This is a genomic window from Fluviicola taffensis DSM 16823, from assembly GCF_000194605.1.
Taxonomy (GTDB): domain Bacteria; phylum Bacteroidota; class Bacteroidia; order Flavobacteriales_D; family Crocinitomicaceae; genus Fluviicola; species Fluviicola taffensis.
Window position 1 is genome coordinate 3745698 of sequence record NC_015321.1, and the last position, 18703, is coordinate 3764400.

Sequence of the window (18703 nt, forward strand, 5' to 3'; positions counted from 1 at the left end):
TCGACACTTGAGGATGTAAATGTGGAATGAAAACACTAATTTTGATTCGTTACTTCGTTAAAATATGCATCATTCTATTCTGTTTTTCTTGGCATTGCTTTTTGGCGTTTTCTTATTGGTGATGCTTGCGCAACGCTTTAAAATTGCTTATCCCATTTTTTTGGTTTTGGCTGGTTTAGGGATAAGTCTTATTCCTGGTATTCCCAAAGTGAAAATAGATCCAGAGATTATCTTTTTGATTTTCCTTCCGCCCTTGCTTTACGAAGCAGCTTGGTATACTTCCTGGAATGATTTCTGGAAATGGAAACGATGTTCCGATTTCACAGATTAGCCGCACGATTGAAATCGATTTGCGTGAAATGTTGGGTGAAACGGATCTTCCCCCTGCATTGACTCCAGTGAATAATATTGTGTTGTAGGTATTTAATTACTTCCTGCAATAGTTTTAGGCTTATTTTCAAGAATTGTTTCTTGAACTTTATCTGAATTTACAACTTCAACCTTTTTTGGAGCAGGAGTGATTACGACTTCTCCCGCTGTAGTTCTGACTTGTGCGAATAGCCAATTATACATGTCGTCCCCGCGAAAAATTCGTTCCAACGCACTGTGATTTGCTCCAGCAATTTCTGTATAAATCAAATTTTTTCCGTTGTTGCAGTTTTTTATTGCGGTAACCATTTCCCTCGAATAACGAACAGGAACAGCCTCATCTCTATTTCCGTGTTGAATCCACATGGGAATACTCGCCAAGTTACAAGCGTCTTTCGGATTTCCACCTCCGCAAAGAGCAACCCCAGCAGTAATTTTGTCAGCATGTTTCCCTACAAAATGCATAGTTCCGTATCCACCCAAACTCATTCCACAAACATACACGCGATTCGTATCCGTTTTGTAGAGTTTCTGAACGTATTCCAAAATTTCTAGAACTTTATCTGGATTCCACGAGCCATTTGAAACCTGAGGGGCAATGACAATTGCTGGAACGTTTCTTCCTTTTTCAATTTCATGAATAACTCCGTATTTTTTAACTCTGTTTAAATCTGTTCCACTCAAACTTTTCCCATGTAAGAAAATGAGAATAGGAGGGTTGTTGTTTAAGATACTTGTATCAGGAAGGTTCAGCCAAAAGTTGTAGAAGGTTTTTCCTTTCACAGCGCTTAATTGAGCAGATGCTGATTGGTCCAGACAAAAAATCAAGCAAATTAAAAACAATAAATTTCTCATACGTTCAAAATTGGATGGCTAAGATAGGGATAATAAAATAAGAAAAAGCATAGCTTTTGAAGAGCAAATCATGACAAACGTTAGTGCGGAAATAATTTGGGATAAAGCATAGCTTTTGAAGAGCAAATCATGACAAACGTTAGTGCGGAAATAATTTGGGATAAAGCATAGCTTTTGAAGAGCAAATCATGACAAACGTTAGTGCGGAAATAATTTGGGATAAAGCATAGCTTTTGAAGAGCAAATCATGACAAACGTTAGTGCGGAAATAATTTGGGATAAAGCATAGCTTTTGAAGAGCAAATCATGACAAACGTTAGTGCGGAAATAATTTGGGATAAAGCATAGCTTTTGAAGAGCAAATCATGACAAACGTTAGTGCGGAAATAATTTGGGATAGAGCATAGCTTTTGAAGATCAAATCATGACAAACGTTAGTGCGGAAATAATTTGGGATAGAGCATAGCTTTTGAAGATCAAATCGCGATCCCTTAAGTACGGGGTTAGTGCGGAAGTGATTTGGGATAAATATGTATCAATATAATTGATAATCATTAGTCTGAAAATTAAAAGCCCCGACAATTATTGTCGAGGCTTTTATATCATTTAGTTGTAGAATATTATTTCGCAGCCTCAAGCATTTGCTTGTATTTTGCTTCTTTTTCTGGCATTTTAAGTGCACGAGCAATTTTCATTAAACTACTTAAAACTGTTGTGTCTTTTGGTACAATTGCAATGTATTTTTCCAACGGATCCATTGCTAAGCGATAAAACTCTAAGCTTTTGTCCAATAATTCATTGGATTCTTTTGTTGCATTTGCAGGTAAACCACTTGCTTTTTCACGTAATTCCAATCCTTTTCCAGAGAAATAACTTCCTAAGTTGTAATAAGCATCTGAATATTGAGGATCAATCTCAACAGCTTTGTTCAAGTTATCAATCACAGCTTGATCATCTTTCATATCAATAGCAATTGACCCCCAAGCAAAATACAAGTACTTATCTTTTGGAGATTTTTGGATTGCTTGTTTCAAAAATTCGATTGCTTTTGCATTCTCACCACCTCTGATATAAGCCAAAGCAGTCATTTTGTAAATTTCATTCGGCATGTAGCTTAAATCAGCACATCTTTTGTAGTACTCAGCAGCTTTCACCCAATTGGTGTCATTTTCTGCAGATAAACCTGCGTAAAAAATTCCCATTGTATCAATTACATTGATAGTAGAAGTGTATTCAGATGAAGTAATGAACGCACTTTCTGCCAATTTATACTGTTTAGCATCGAATGCAGCTTTTCCAGTAGCGTATAGCATTTGCTGAATATTTCCTACACTCGTTTTAATTTGATCATGATACTTTGGTGACAAAGTAAAAGACTCCTTGTAAGCTTTCACTGCAATATCTTTTGCATCCTCTGGAACACTTTTATTGAATTCTGCATCACCAAGCATTTTAAACATGAGCATGGTTGTATAGATTTCACCTTTGAAGAAAAGTGTTTTTGGGCTTTTTTCTGTCTCAGGATTTACAGCTGCAATATCAATAGACTCTCGAGCTTTCAAAACTTGCTTTTTTGCTTCTGCTAAATCGCCGCTTTGTTGTGCTGCTTCTGATTTGCCGAATGCCAATGCAGCATCTGTTTCAACTCTTTTTTGAGCAAAAGAAAGTGAGGAAATCAATGTGATTCCTGCTAGAAGTGTTCCTTTAGTTATATTCAAATAATTCATAATTGTTTATTTTCTGGTTACGACATTTCCAACTTTTATGCCAGTTTTAGCTTAAAGATGCAAACGAAGCTCCTTTTCCATATTTAATCTTCCGAATTTGTTTCAGTTGTGTCTTCTGTAGAATCATCTGGTTCCGTTGAATCATCTGATATTTCTTCTACTGGTCCAGCAACAATTATTCCATCTTCACCTTCGAATTCTTCTTCTTCATCCGAACGTGGAACTCTTGCTACAGCTGCAATTGCTGCAGTTCCTTTTAGATTTATCAAACGAACACCTTGAGCTGCTCTTCCCATCACGCGAATACCATCAATGTGCATACGAATTGTTACACCAGCTTTTGTGATAATCATCAAATCATCTTCATCTGCAACTGTTTTAATTGCTAAAAGCGGTCCTGTTTTATCAGTGATGTTTATCGTTTTGACACCTTTTCCTCCGCGATTGGTGATTCTGTAAACAGGCTCTCCATCTTCTGGATCATTTAAGAACGAACGTTTTCCATAACCTTTCTCTGAAACAACCATGATTGTTTCTGTGTTATCTTTCACGCAAATCATTCCAACTACTTCGTCCGTATCATTTTGCAAAGTTACTGCACGAACACCTGAAGCATTTCTTCCCATTGGACGAACTTTTGCTTCATTGAATCGAATTGCACGACCAGCTTTCGTAGCTAATACCATTTCATTCGTTCCATCAGTCAATCTTGCTTCTAATAATTCGTCATTCTCACGAATAGTAATCGCATTGATACCATTTGCTCTTGGACGAGAATAAGCTTCTAAAGAAGTTTTCTTAATGATACCTTCTTTAGTACACATCACGATGAAGTTATTCTGAACGTATTCTTTGTCTGTCAAATCTTTGACCTTCACATACGCTTTGATCTTGTCATCTTGCTCAATGTTCAACAAGTTTTGGATGGCTCTTCCTTTTGCAGTTTTGTTTCCTTCTGGAACTTCAAACACACGCATCCAGAAACAACGTCCTTTCTCGGTGAAAATCAATAAATAATTGTGATTCGTTGCAACAAATAAATGCTCCAAGAAATCTTTATCACGTGTCGTAGAACCTTTCGATCCCATTCCACCGCGACTTTGAACCTTGAATTCATCTAAGTTTGTACGCTTAATATATCCTGCATGAGAAATGGTAATAACAACTTCTTCATCTGGAATTAAATCTTCAATTTTCATTTCTGAAGCTGAATATTCTATTCTAGAACGACGTGCATCACCATATTTTGTGCGAATATCAATCAATTCGTCTTTGATGATTTGCATTCTGCGTTCTTCACGTGCCAAAATGTCTTTCAAATCTGTAATTAAAGCCATCAAATCAGCATACTCTGCACGTAATTTATCTTGCTCTAGTCCAGTTAATTGACGCAGACGCATTTCAACAATGGCACGAGATTGAAGATCAGAAAGTGCAAAACGCTCCATCAAACGCTCACGGGCTTCTTCTGGACTTTTCGATGAACGAATAATTGCAATTACTTCATCAATATTATCTGAAGCAATGATTAATCCTTCTAAGATATGTGCACGTTCTTCAGCTTTGCGTAAATCATATTTTGTTCTACGAACCACAACCTCATGTCTGAATTTCACAAATTCAGTAATCATTTCTCGTAAGTTCAACAAGCGGGGCCTTCCATCAACTAAACAAATGTTGTTAATCGAGAACGAGCTTTGTAGAGATGTGTATTTGTATAATTTATTTAAGACAACGTTTGGAATTGCATCGCGTTTTAATTCATAAACGATACGCATACCATTTCTGTCAGATTCATCGCGAATGTCAGAAATACCTTCAATTTTTTTGTCATTTACCAAATCAGCAGTTTTTTTAATCATATCTGCTTTATTCACTTGGTAAGGAATCTCTGTTACGATGATTTGTTCTCTTCCTCCTGACTCTTCAATTTCAGCTTTTGCGCGGATTACAATACGACCACGACCAGTCAACAATGCATCGCGAGCACCATCAACACCATAGATAATACCTCCAGTTGGAAAATCGGGAGCCTTTACGAATTGTAACAACTCTTCATCTTCAATGTCTTTATTATCAACGTATCCAATAATTGCATCAACCACTTCTCCCAAATTATGTGGAGCCATGTTGGTTGCCATACCAACCGCAATACCGCTTGCTCCATTCACTAATAAATTAGGAATTTTGGAAGGCAATACGGTAGGTTCTTGTAAAGAGTCATCAAAGTTTGGAGCGAAATCAACTGTTTCTTTCTCCAAGTCATCCAACATTTCTTCAGCAATCTTACGCAAACGAGCTTCCGTATAACGCATTGCTGCTGGACTATCACCATCTACTGAACCAAAGTTTCCTTGTCCGTCTACTAAAGGGTAACGCAAAGACCACGATTGTGCCATACGAACCATGGTGTCGTAAACCGAGCTATCACCGTGCGGGTGATATTTACCAAGTACTTCACCAACAATACGTGCTGACTTTTTGTATGGTCGATTGGAATAAACTCCCAAATCTTGCATACCATATAATACACGGCGGTGTACTGGTTTAAATCCATCGCGTACATCTGGAAGTGCGCGGGATACAATCACTGACATCGAATAATCGATGTACGCCGATTTCATTTCATCTTCGATGTTAATCTGGATTATCTTTTCTCCATCTGCCATCTTGTCATAGTTTTAAATTATGCACGAAATTTGCGTGCTAAATGCAAGTTTCGAAATTAGTTTTTTTATAGCTACAAAAAAGAGGGGTAAAAGGAATTTTACTAACAAAAAGTGGTGAAAAAATGATAATTCGATGTACTTATTAACATTTAATGTGTTTGTATATTTGTAAGGCACACACATTGCACACGAATCTTAAATAAGAGAGATATGGAAGCAAAATTTTCACCCCGCGTAAAAGACGTACTGAGCTTCAGTAGAGAAGAGGCTTTGCGTTTGGGAAATGATTTTATTGGGGTAGAACATTTTTTGCTTGGAATTTTGCGAGAAGGAGAAGGGAATGCCGTTCGAATTCTTACTGGGTTTAATTTGGATTTACCGAAATTGAAAACAGAATTAGAAAAACCGTTGCTGGATGCTTCAAAATCTAATTCGACTGCTGGAGCGAATATTCCGCTGGTAAAACAGGCAGAACGTTTGTTAAAAATAACTTATTTGGAAGCTAAATTGTTCAAGAGTCCTATGATAGGTACAGAACATTTGTTACTTTCGATGTTAAAGGATGAAGATTCCGTAGTTTGCAGCGTCTTAAATCGCTACGGAGTAAATTATAATACAGTTCACGAGGAATTAGAAAACATGGTCGACGAAAATAAATTACCAAGAGCAGAAATGTCATCGTCTTCTGAAGATGATGATCAAACATTTGGAGCGAGCCAAAGAAAAGCTACAGACCCTAAATCTAAAACACCTGTTTTGGATAATTTCGGTCGTGACTTAACGAAAATGGCAGAAGCTGGAAAGCTTGACCCAATTGTAGGGCGTGAAAAAGAAATTGAGCGGGTGTCTCAAATTTTGTCACGTAGAAAGAAAAATAATCCAATTTTGATTGGTGAACCAGGGGTTGGTAAAAGTGCCATCGCTGAAGGTTTAGCATTGCGAATTGTGCAACGTAAAGTTTCACGTATTTTGTTTAATAAACGTATTGTATCTTTGGATTTAGCTTCAATGGTTGCGGGAACAAAATACCGCGGACAGTTTGAAGAGCGTATGAAAGCTGTAATGGCTGAAATCGAAAAGAATCCAGATATCATCTTGTTTATTGATGAAATTCACACCATTATTGGTGCTGGAGGAGCAAGTGGTTCGTTGGATGCTTCAAATATGTTTAAACCAGCTTTGGCTCGCGGTGAAATGCAGGCTATTGGTGCAACAACTTTGGATGAGTACAGACAATACATTGAAAAAGATGGTGCTTTAGAGCGTCGTTTCCAAAAAGTATTGATTGAACCAACAACAATCGATGAAACTGTTCAAATCTTGAATAACATCAAAGAACGTTACGAAGATCACCACATGGTTAGTTATACTCCAGAAGCAATTGCTGCTTGTGTGAAATTGACTGAACGTTATATTACAGATCGTCATTTACCAGATAAAGCAATCGATGCCTTAGATGAAGTAGGTTCTCGTGTTCACATTACAAACATCAATGTTCCTCAAGAAATTATTGATATTGAACAAGAAATTGAAGAGCTAAAAGATCAGAAGAACGAAGTTATTAAATCGCAGCAATACGAGAAAGCAGCTGAGTTACGTGATTCTGAACGCAAATTGCAAGACCGATTGGAGGATGCTAAAAAGCGTTGGGAAGACGATTCTAAAGCAAAAAGAGTAGTAGTTACTGAAGAAGATGTTGCTGAGGTTGTTTCTATGATGTGTGGAATTCCAGTGACGCGAGTTGCACAAACAGAAATGGGCAAATTGGCGACCATGTCTGAAGAACTTCAAGGAAAAGTAATCGGACAACAGGAAGCTGTTGAAAAAGTGGTTAAAGCAATTCAACGAAATAGAGCAGGATTGAAAGATCCGAATAAACCAATTGGTTCATTTTTCTTCCTAGGACCAACAGGTGTCGGAAAAACACAATTGGCAAAAGTGCTTGCAAAGTATTTATTTGATACAGAAGATGCGTTGATTCGTATTGATATGTCTGAATACATGGAGAAATTCTCGATATCAAGATTGGTTGGAGCGCCTCCGGGATACGTTGGGTATGAAGAGGGAGGACAGTTGACTGAAAAAGTGAGACGTAAACCGTATTCAATCATTTTATTGGATGAGATTGAAAAAGCACATCCAGATGTATTCAATTTGTTACTTCAAGCATTGGATGATGGGCACATGACGGATGGTTTGGGTCGTAAGATTGACTTTAAAAATACCATTCTGATTATGACTTCAAATATTGGTGCTCGTCAGTTAGCTGATTTTGGTGCAGGAGTAGGATTCGGAACAAAATCACAAACAGATCAACGTGATGAAAATGCAAAAACAGTGATTCAAAATGCATTGCGTAAAGCATTCTCTCCAGAATTCTTGAATCGTATTGATGACATGATTATTTTCCATTCATTGACTCGCGAAAACATTCACAAAATCATTGATTTGGAGTTGGTTAAATTGTTTGATCGTATTGCGGCATTGGGTTACCAAGCTTCAATGACTGATAAAGCAAAAGATTTCATTGTAGACAAAGGATACGATGAGAAATTTGGGGCTCGTCCATTGAAAAGAGCGATTCAGAAGTATATCGAGGATCCATTGGCAGAGGAAATCATCAAAACAAATTTGCAAGAAGGAGATTCAATTGTTTTGGATATCGATGAGGCAAATATCGCTTTGAAAATTACCATCGGAAAAGGTAAATCGAAAGCAACAAAAAAGTAAGAGAAAGCATCGCTTTCGATAATTGACAAACGTTAGTGAAGTCAAGCAAAGAGCACTGCTTTCGATAAGTGACAAGCGTTAGCGCGGTCAAACAAAGCTGCTTTCGATAATGAATCTGTGATAACAGATTATTAATAAATTTAAAGTGGGGAGGCGATATAATTGCCTCCCCACTTTTTTATCTTTGAATGATGAAATTGAAATTAATAGTACTAATGACTCTTGGATTTTCTACACTCGGATTGAGTTATGTTGAAATGACACGTGTTGATGCGAAAATTTTTATTGCAAATCCTGAGACCGATTTTTCGAAAATTCGAATAGAAAATGAAACGCTTAAAGCCAAAATGGTTGCTTTTCTATTCGATAATGATTTGATTGATCATATTGGCACAAAAGCGTATGATCCTTTAGCATTATTTGTCAACTATTACAAGCAATTTGGGCCCCTCTATCAATTGATTGATTTGAATAATGACAAAGTTCCTGAACTTATTTTCAACGGATATCCAGGAGAAGAAAGAGAAAAGGAGCAATTGCAGATTTTCACAACAATCAAAGGGGAATTGGTTTCTGTTTATAATGAAATTGGTCATTTACTAGCTTATAAAGTTCAACCGAATACTAAAGAGTTTTTATTGTATCACCATCAATATCCATGTTGTGAAAATGCTTCTCACAATTTGAATCGTTTGAGATTGGTGAATAACAAAATGAAGCTTCTAAAACGTTATTTTTTAGGTCGAGATACGGAAATGTTGGGTGATTTTTTCCCGAAGACATCTACATTCACAGGTGATTTCTACCAAACAAAATCAAAAATATCACTTCACTGGTCGCCTGAAATAATAGAAAATGGTGCTTGGCCAAGAAGAACAGATAAAAATATCATTGCATATTATGCCGATTCTACCGCTTATTCTGTTTTGGCAAAAAAAGGAAAGTGGCGATTTGTAATTATGCATGGAATTCCAGTTATAGAAGAAAATCGGGTGATTAATCCCGCAAATTTTTCAGAAACTTGGATCTACGGATGGATTAAGTAGGTACACGAGGCATTGGTATATATGTATTATTCGCACCCAAGTCATTTTTAAAATACAATTGTATTATACTTTACCGCAAATGCGCAAATGTTTGAGGCGCTTACCAGCGTCTCTTTAATCAGCAAAACCTGATAAATTATATTCTTACACGGTTCAAAGCGAGTGCGGTAGCCGAGCCAATAATTTGCGCATTTGTGGTGGAAAATAAGTTTTGATGTGCATTGTGATTAATTCCCGATGCATTGCGTATCTACTTAATTTTTATCTGTCATTGTCCAATTTCGAACCAATTGTTGATGCTTCTTTTGAAAGGCAGTAATTAATTGGTCTGCATCAGATTTATCGTCTGTTTTTCGTTTTTCAATACTTCTGAATGTATCTTGAATCGTTTTTAATATATCCGATTCCATTAAAATCTCAGACGTACTTGTGTCGAATGTATAATTGTGATAAACTTCAATGATCTTATTACGATCACTTTGCTCATGAGGAAGTAACGTTGATTTTTTTGATAATTCATTGAGAAAAGGCAATAATTTGGCACTTAATTCAATAAAATGTCTCAAAACAATTGTTGCCTCATTAATTTGCTTCACTGCAGAGGTCTGAATAAAGCGATTCTTAGTGAGTCTATTTTCCATGACAAATAAGTTTAGTCGTTTCACTACTAAGACGCCTTTGATTTTTAAAAGGTTGGATTTCAAATTAGTCTTTGATTAAACACATACGTTGATTGATTAAAATGGAATTTTGTGTGAAAATATACTTTATAATAAATCAATTTATTATAAAATTTCACAAATCAATTCTTCTTGGATTGAATTTAATTTGTTACTAAATCGATGTAAGCCTTATATTTGCACAAAAATTCTCGATATGCAGATACTGAACGGTAAAGAAACGGCTGAAATAATTAGAAAAGAACTAGCTATTCAAGTAAAAGAACGTAAAGATGCAGGTCGAAAAATTCCACATTTAGCGGCTATTTTAGTTGGAAACGATGGAGGTTCAGTTACTTATGTCAATAATAAATTGAAGTCATGCGAAGAGATTGGATTTGAAAGTACTTTAATCCGATATGATGATTCGATTACGGAAGAAACTCTTTTAAAGAAGATTCAATCGTTGAATGAAGATAAAAGTATCGATGGATTTATCGTTCAACTTCCGCTTCCAGCGCATATTGATGAAATGAAGGTGACATTGACGATCGATCCTAAAAAAGATGTGGATGGTTTTCATCCAATCAACGTTGGAAATATGATGTTGAATTTGCCAGGATTTGTTCCCGCAACACCAGCTGGAATTGTAGAATTGATGCGTAGATATAACATCGAAACTTCTGGAAAAAATTGTGTGGTTGTTGGAAGAAGCAATATAGTTGGAACTCCTTTGAGCTTACTTTTAGGGAAGAATACTGATCCTGGAAATTGCACTGTGACACTTGCTCACTCAAAATCTGAAAACATTAAGGAGATTTGTTTGAATGCTGATATTTTGGTTGCGGCAGTTGGAATTCCTGGATTCATCACCGCAGATATGGTGAAAGAAGGAGCTGTTGTTATTGATGTTGGTACAACACGTATCGAAGATCCTTCTAGAGAAAGAGGATGGAGATTGGCTGGTGATGTAGATTTCAAAGAGGTTGCGCCTAAAACATCTGCAATAACACCAGTTCCTGGTGGAGTAGGTCCAATGACGATTGCTTCATTGATGATTAATACATTGAAAGCAATGGAATTGAAAGGAAAGTAACGAATTTTGCATTCATAATTTTGAATTACAGGCGTTCCAGTGGTGTTTGAACTCCGTCTACCAAAGAGTAACAAGCTAATTTGTCTTTGAATACAGAAGATTTAAACAAAGAGCGATTGAGCAACATACGCACGCACTCCTGAATTCCTTCAGCAATAGATGGGTGAGGGTGAACCAATTCTGCGATTACATGAATTGGTAATCCCAATTTCATGATTAGTCCAATCGTTTGAATGGCTGTAGACGCATGTTCACCAACAGCTCGCATACCGAGAACTTTCATGTCGCTGTCATTAGTAACAATTATTTTAAAGAATCCTTCTGTTTTTCGCATTGCAATTGCACGTGCAATCACTGAATAGTCAATTTTGACCACTTTTACGGGGATGTTTTGTTCCAAACATTGCATTTCATTGATGCCAACGGCTGCTACTTCTGGCTGTAAGAACATAATAGTACATACGTTATCATAACTCAAGCGTTCCCGAATTGTTCCAAATGCTCTTTCAACCGCATGTCGAGCTTCAATTTCCCCCATATTTACTAGTGCAATTCGTCCTGAAACGTCGCCAACGGCATAAATATGAGGGACATTGGTTACCGTATCGTCGTCTCCAATATGTTGACCTCGTTTAGACATTAAAACTCCAGCATTTTCCAGTTTTAAGGACTCAATATTTGGAATACGGCCAATGGATAAAAGTGCTTTTTCCACACGAATTACCTCGCGAGATCCATCTGGATAGCTCAATTCGTATTCGACTTCATTTCCAATATTTTCTAATCGCTCTAATTGAGCATTGTGGTGGATTGTAACTCCTTTTTCTTCCATATTCTCACTAACAATAGTTGAGATATCGTTGTCTTCAAAGGGTAGGATTCTGTCTTGGCGGTCAATTAGATAGACTTTTGTTTTTCCAAAATTAGAGAAAATAGTTGCGTATTCACAACCAATTACACCAGCTCCAACGATTACCAAACTTTTGGGGTAATCTTTTAGGTTTTCAATGCCGTCACTTGTAAGGATTGTTTCTTCGTCTACGTTTAAATCCTTCATTTTTCGCGGCCGACTTCCACTTGCAACGATGATGTTTTCTCCATAAACAACTGTTTTTTCGCCGTTTTGATGAATTTCAATTTCATGTGGATTCAAAAAACTTGCTGTACCTCTTTCATAGGTAAGTAATTTGTTCATTGTTTCCGTTTGAAGTAATTTTAAGTGGCAAGAATATTGGAATTTTCGTTCAAAAACAGCTTCATCAACTGTAGCCATCACATCGTCCCAAGAAAGGTAGAATTTCTCTCGTCCTTTTCCGCCAATCGTGTCATTTACCGATGCTACTTTTTGAGAAATTTCCCACAAAGTTTTGGATGACAACGCGCCGTTATAAACCCCAGCGCCACCAACACGATCCTTTTCAATTAAACAAACACGTTTGCCAAAATCTATTCCGCGCATAGCAGCTGCGTAACCCGCTGGACCTCCACCGATAACAATTAAATCAAATTTTTCCATAAGTCTTCCCACTAAATTAAACAATACTTTAAAATTCACGATGCTATTCTATTAATTTTGTAAGATGAATTTGAAAGAATTGACCGATTATGGAAAGGCCGAAAAGGAATTCTACCTGAAATGGATTAAGAAGGCAAAAAAAACAAATAATCGAACATTGGATGAGCAGTTTCATAAATCACACAATGAAGCATTCCGAAAAATTGATTGCTTGGTTTGCGCGAACTGTTGTAAAACAACCAGTCCAATCTTTAGAGATGTGGATATAAAACGACTTTCAAAAAGAGTGCGTTTAACCGAAAGTAAATTCATTGATGCTTATTTGAAAATTGACGAAGATCAAGATTATGTACTTCAATCCTCTCCTTGTACTTTCTTAGGTGCTGATAATTACTGCTCTGTATACGAAGACCGACCGCTTGCTTGCAGAGAATATCCGCATACAGATCGCAAGAATATGTATCAGATTTTAGATCTTACAAGAAAGAATATGGAAGTCTGTCCAGCAGTGAGTTTCATCGTAAAAGAAATATCGAAAAAAATATAACAAAACTTACAACCTTTTATATAATTTGGCGTCTCTTTAATTAACTAGTATATCCAAATTTTCAACATGAAATCTCTTCTACTCTTCATTTTACTATTACTAACAAGCAATTTTGGATTTAGTCAAAAAGCTAAAAATGGTGCATTTACAATAACTGCTCCACTTACTGTTGTAAATACATACGCTCAGGTTACAGCGAATGTTGCCATTGGTAGTACAACTTTTCCTGTTTCTAATACGCTATCCTTAACTCAAGGAGATTTAATATTAATTATTCAAATGCAGGGAGCAAGTGTTGATATTGACACGATTTCTGCATCACCATGGGGATGGGGATGGGGTGGCACCTATACAATGTCAAGCAACTCATTTCAAGCATTAAATGGATTGATACCAGGGGTATGGACAGACTATCGTTCAGAATTTGGAGCAGTTACTAATTATAATAATGCAGGAAAACACGAATTAGCAGAAGTCCTTTCAGTGGCAGGATCGAATGTAACGGTCCGCTGTGGATTGAAGAATAATTATACGGCGACTGGTCATGTTCAAATTGTTAAAGTTCCTAGATATTCTTCCTTGACTTTAAATGCAAATACCTCAATCGTTCCGCAAGCGTGGAATGGGACTACGGGTGGAATTGTAGCTTTGGAGGTGGAAGGTGCTATTTCCTTTGGAAACTTGTCAAAAATTAGTGCTTCTGGATTTGGATTTCGTGGTGGTTTAGTTGAAAATGTTTCTGGTTCAGCTTCAAGTGCAAATGAGGTTGGTTATCCAGGGCATAAGATAAATGTTGCAGGTACTGGAGGTGTTGGAGGTGCTGAAAAAGGCGAAGGAATTGGTGGTTCTGCTACTGCTGAATATACAACGCTTTATTCTCGTTATGGTAATGGAGCTATTGCAAATGGTGCCGGTGGTGGAAATAATAAAAATGCCGGTGGTGGTGGTGGTTCCAATGTGGGAAACACAGCAGGTTATACCGGAAAAGGTATTCCGGTTCCCGGATATACCGCAATATGGGACCTTGAAGCACCAGGAATGGGTACTTCATCCAGTCCTGGTGGTGGTAGAGGTGGTTATACAGGTACAACGAAAGCTGCTAGTATTCCCGCTTGGGATCCGGACGAAACAACAGTGGGCCCTAATAATGCCACTTGGGTAGGTGATTTTAGAAGGAATGAAGGCGGATTAGGAGGCCACCCATTGGCTTATGATGCTACACGAGTATTCTGTGGAGGTGGTGGAGGAGCTGGCGAAATGGATAATTCTGATGGAGGAAGCGGTGGAGCCGGAGGGGGAATTGTATTTCTCCAATCTTACGGTAACATTACCGGAACAGCATTAATTGAAGCAAATGGAGCAAATGGTCAAAAGTCTAATCCTACTGATGCCCCACATGGTGGGGCTAGAAGAGGTGTTGATGGCGCTGGTGGAGCAGGTGGAGGTGGTGCGATTGTCATTTCAAATGGAACTGCACTTCCGGGTACACTTACTTTAAGTGCGATTGGCGGAAATGGTGGAAACAATGCTATTATCTCTAGTTCAACGAATAATCCTCGTGAAGCAGATGGTCCAGGTGGTGGTGGTGGTGGTGGTATGATTGCCTTTACCTCGGGTACACCAGTACAAAATGTTGGAGGAGGAAATAGTGGAATTGTTGTAACAACGAATTTGACGAATGTTGTAGCTAATTTTCCTCCAAATGGAGCAACTAACGGAGCTACTGGAACTTCTTCTTTACCTCAAACATATTACAACTTAACCGCAAACAATGCAACGATTTGTACTGGAGGCACAGCAAATCTCTCGGTAAGTGTTCAAGGAACTTTGCCTGCACCCGTAACGAATGCAAATATCACTTGGTATGCTACATATACTAGTACTGCCGCATTAGGAACAGGATTAACTTTCACAACACCAGTTTTAGCAGCAACAACAACTTATTATGTCGGCTTTTGTCCTGGTGGAACATTCAGAATTCCCGTAACTGTTACAGTTGGTGGACCAACCATTTCTGGAACAGCGGTAGTATCTAACGCGACTTGTTCAACTGGTGGTTCAATTACAGGATTAACAACTTCTGGTGGGGCACCAACTCCAGTAATCACTTGGAATAGTGTTGTTAATCCAACAATGAATTTGACAAATGCATCTGCTGGATCATACACTGTTACTGTTACAGATGGAGTAGGTTGTACGGCAACTTCAGGACCTTATGTTATTGGAACATCTGGCGGACCTACAATCAACTCAACAAACATGGTTGTTACTAATGCATCTTGCACAGGAGGTGGAGGTTCAATTTCAGGTATTACAGCAACAGGAACAGGATTGACATATAATTGGAATACTGGAGCTTATTCAAGCTTGGACATTACAAACATAAATTCAGGTAATTACAGTTTGCTAGTAACCGATAATAATGGATGTACAGCTACTTTGGGCCCAATCAATGTCGGGCAAAATGCTGGTCCAACTATTAATACTACAAATATGGTGTTTGCGAATACTACTTGTGGATTAAGTAATGGAAGTATTACAGGGATTTCAGCTACTGGAACAGGTTTAACTTATAACTGGAATACAGGAGCATATTCAACCTTAGATATTACAGGTTTAGCAAGTGGAAATTATAATTTAGTGGTTACTGATAATATTGGATGTACAGCATCTGTAGGACCAATAGTAATTGGCGCATCGAGTGCTCCAGTGATCAATTCGGCGTCTATTGCAATTACTCATGCTCATTGTGGACAGTCTACAGGTGCAATTTCGGGACTTACAGTTTCCGGAGGACAAACAGCATATACGTATTCTTGGAACTCAGGAGCTTATTCAACCTTGAATTTAAGTGCAATTCCAGCCGGAAATTATTCGTTACAAGTCACGGATAATTTAGGGTGTATTGTAAATGCAGGACCTTTCACTGTAAATGATATCGCTGGACCAACAATTAATAGCACGAATGTGGTTATTACAAATGAAACTTGTGCGGGAAATGATGGTGCAATTACTGGAATTACAGCAAGTGGAGCAGGAACATTAACTTACACTTGGAATCTAGTCCCAAGTGCTGGGTTGAATCATACAAATATTCCTGGTGGAACTTATGGTTTAATAGTGTCTGATGCATTTGGGTGCAATGCTGTTGCTGGGCCGTTTAATGTAGGCTTATCACCTGGACCTGCAATCAATACCACAAACATGGTTGTAACTAACACCACTTGTGGCTTGAGTAATGGAAGTATTACAGGAATTAATGCAACAGGAACAGGTCTTACCTATCAATGGAATGGAGTGGGTTCTACATTAAATCAATCAAATTTAGCATCAGGAAATTATACCCTGATTGTTACAGATGCAAATAACTGTACGACTACTTATGGTCCGATTTCAATTGGAGCTTCAAATTCACTAACGCTAAATACAACAAATGTTCAAATCACACACGAGACATGTGCTTTAAATGATGGAACGATTTCTGGATTAATCGCAAATGGAACAGGAACATTAACTTATACTTGGAATGGTGGGGTAAGTCCAACATTAAACCAAACCGGTTTATCTCCAGGAGTATATAATGTCGTTGTATCAGATGTATTTGGCTGTTCGGTAAATGGAGGGCCTTTTACAGTAAATGCAGTTATTCCTTTGAGTCTGAATCAAAATTCACTGCTTATTACACCAACTGGCTGTACTGGAAATATAGGAGCAATTCATGGATTGCAGATCGTTGGAGGTATAAATCCAACAGTCTCTTGGTCACCTAATGGTCAAACTACATTGAGTATTGGAGCTTTAGCTGCAGGTAATTATACCATTACAGTTACAGATGATCAAAATTGCAGTATTCAAGAAACATTTACGGTTCCAACAACATCTGGATTAGCGGTCAATACCAATAATGTAGTTATTACAAATGACAATTGTGGTACTGGAACAGGAACAATTTCAGGTGTTACAGTTTCAGGAGGTACAAATCCTTACAGCTATTCTTGGAATAATTCTTCCACATTAAATACATTAGACATTTCGAATCTAACAACAGGGAATTACGTCTTGGTTGTTACAGATAATGCGGGATGTCAAGCCACAACGACTTTATTTGTAGGTGTTGTACCTGCGTCCGTTATTGATCAAACGAATGTGCTTGTTTCTAATGAAAGCTGTATCGGTAACAACGGTTCAATTAATGGAATTCAAATTGCTGGAAATGGGCCATACTCTTATTCCTGGACGGGAACACCTTTGACTAGTTTGAATTTGACGAATTTAACTGCTGGAGTTTACACATTGACGATAACTGATGTGAATGGATGTACTACTACAGGTTTACCAATAACAGTTAGTTCAGGTCCAATGCCCAATGCAAACTTTACAATTTCACCAGTAATTGCTTCGCCTGGAGAACTCATTAACTTCACCGATGCGAGCTCTGGAGGAGTGATTGTTGATTACAGTTGGAATATTTCGGGTGTTGGTTCTATTAGTACATCTTCATCTTGTACTTATAATTCAATGATTGAAGGAGATTACCATATGACGTTGGTGATTGAAACGGCAGATGGGTGTATTGATTCAATTACGAAAGGCTTCCAGATTTTGGGTGAGTTGAAAATTCCAAATATTGTTACAGCAAATGGAGATCATACAAATGATGAGTTTTACATTACCAATTTGAAGCCAAATTCTAAATTGATTATTCAAAATAGATGGGGAAATTTAGTTTTTGAATCAGCGAATTATAAAAATGATTGGGGAGGAAAAGATCTTGAAGGGAATAAGATAGATGATGGAGTCTATTTCTACCAATTAATAACTGCAGATGGTAAAATATGGCAGGGAAATGTTCATTTGCTCATTGATTAAGTTCGAATCCTTTTCCTTTAGTATATTTACGTTCAGTTGACTATTGATGCAACCTGGTACACTTCACATAGAACCCAAAACAATACTTGCTTCTTGGATACAAGACGTAAAGGAAGCTCGATTTAACTCAGTTCAAGTTGCGCATTTTGGTCCTTTGAATCAAGATTTGGTAAATAGCTTTACGATATCTACTGAAGACTTCATGATTTCAGCAGGTGATAAAAAAACATTAGTCAAGCGTGTATTTTCAATTCTAATTGAAGGTTTGCAAAATATTCTTATCCATGGAAAAACGTGGGATAATGAACAACAAGCTTTATTGATAGTCGCTTACAACGAAACTACTTACCGAATTGCTCTTGGAAATCTGACCGAAATTTCAGAAACAGATAAATTGAAAACTTATTTGGATCGATTGAATGCAATGGACGAAGAAGAAGTGAAGTCTTTTTATTTGGAAACATTGAACAATGGATTGATTTCAGATAAAGGTGGAGCTGGTCTTGGATTCATTACTATGAGGATGAAATCTAAGTCGCGTCTAGACTATCAATTCATGCACGTAAGTGATGAATTAATGTTGTTTACAATTGCAACTGACGTAGATAGAATGCAGTAAA

The 18703-nt window shown here is 37.5% G+C and carries 12 protein-coding genes; 7 read left to right on the forward strand and 5 right to left on the reverse strand.

The window, feature by feature from the left end; translation table 11 throughout:
• The first annotated feature begins 64 nt into the window (after positions 1-64).
• Positions 65-331, forward strand: a complete 267-nt coding sequence (locus tag FLUTA_RS16350) for a cation:proton antiporter domain-containing protein (protein WP_043023890.1) — start codon at positions 65-67, stop codon at positions 329-331.
• A 92-nt stretch (positions 332-423) separates the two neighbouring features.
• Here the strand turns inward: FLUTA_RS16350 and FLUTA_RS16355 are convergent, their stop codons facing one another.
• From FLUTA_RS16355 to gyrA, 3 genes are all read right to left on the reverse strand, one after another.
• Positions 424-1224, reverse strand: a complete 801-nt coding sequence (locus FLUTA_RS16355; protein WP_013688011.1) for a carboxylesterase family protein — start codon at positions 1222-1224, stop codon at positions 424-426.
• A gap of 620 nt (positions 1225-1844) precedes the next feature.
• Positions 1845-2951: a tetratricopeptide repeat protein gene (locus tag FLUTA_RS16360; RefSeq protein WP_013688012.1), complete on the reverse strand. Its 1107-nt coding sequence runs from the start codon at positions 2949-2951 to the stop codon at positions 1845-1847.
• A gap of 83 nt (positions 2952-3034) precedes the next feature.
• Complete coding sequence (gene gyrA / locus FLUTA_RS16365) at positions 3035-5620, reverse strand: DNA gyrase subunit A (RefSeq protein WP_013688013.1); 2586 nt, start codon at positions 5618-5620, stop codon at positions 3035-3037.
• A 210-nt stretch (positions 5621-5830) separates the two neighbouring features.
• Between gyrA and FLUTA_RS16370 the strand changes: the two genes are divergently transcribed.
• The gene (locus FLUTA_RS16370; RefSeq protein ID WP_013688014.1) at positions 5831-8350 is read left to right on the forward strand and encodes an ATP-dependent Clp protease ATP-binding subunit; all 2520 of its coding nucleotides are present in this window, start codon (positions 5831-5833) and stop codon (positions 8348-8350) included.
• 215 nt (positions 8351-8565) lie between these two features.
• Positions 8566-9396, forward strand: coding sequence for a hypothetical protein (locus FLUTA_RS16375; protein ID WP_013688015.1), 831 nt, complete (start codon positions 8566-8568; stop codon positions 9394-9396).
• 254 nt (positions 9397-9650) lie between these two features.
• Here the strand turns inward: FLUTA_RS16375 and FLUTA_RS16380 are convergent, their stop codons facing one another.
• A complete protein-coding gene (locus tag FLUTA_RS16380; protein WP_013688016.1) occupies positions 9651-10037 on the reverse strand; it encodes a hypothetical protein in 387 nt (128 codons plus the stop codon).
• A 235-nt stretch (positions 10038-10272) separates the two neighbouring features.
• Here FLUTA_RS16380 and FLUTA_RS16385 point away from each other — a divergent pair, with 235 nt between their 5' ends.
• Positions 10273-11151, forward strand: coding sequence for a bifunctional 5,10-methylenetetrahydrofolate dehydrogenase/5,10-methenyltetrahydrofolate cyclohydrolase (locus FLUTA_RS16385; protein WP_013688017.1), 879 nt, complete (start codon positions 10273-10275; stop codon positions 11149-11151).
• A gap of 25 nt (positions 11152-11176) precedes the next feature.
• Here FLUTA_RS16385 and FLUTA_RS16390 read toward each other — a convergent pair whose 3' ends face one another.
• Complete coding sequence (locus tag FLUTA_RS16390) at positions 11177-12667, reverse strand: dihydrolipoyl dehydrogenase family protein (RefSeq protein WP_013688018.1); 1491 nt, start codon at positions 12665-12667, stop codon at positions 11177-11179.
• A gap of 64 nt (positions 12668-12731) precedes the next feature.
• Between FLUTA_RS16390 and FLUTA_RS16395 the strand changes: the two genes are divergently transcribed.
• The 3 genes from FLUTA_RS16395 (at position 12732) to FLUTA_RS16405 (ending at position 18702) form a co-directional block, all read left to right on the forward strand.
• A complete protein-coding gene (locus FLUTA_RS16395; RefSeq protein WP_013688019.1) occupies positions 12732-13214 on the forward strand; it encodes a YkgJ family cysteine cluster protein in 483 nt (160 codons plus the stop codon).
• 66 nt (positions 13215-13280) lie between these two features.
• Entirely contained in the window at positions 13281-18083 is a 4803-nt protein-coding gene (locus FLUTA_RS16400) for a T9SS type B sorting domain-containing protein (protein WP_013688020.1), read from the forward strand.
• Positions 18084-18129: 46 nt separating this feature from the next.
• Positions 18130-18702 carry a DUF6272 family protein gene (locus FLUTA_RS16405; protein WP_013688021.1) on the forward strand — a complete coding sequence of 191 codons (573 nt, stop codon included), beginning with the start codon at positions 18130-18132 and terminating at the stop codon, positions 18700-18702.
• Position 18703 lies beyond the last annotated feature (1 nt).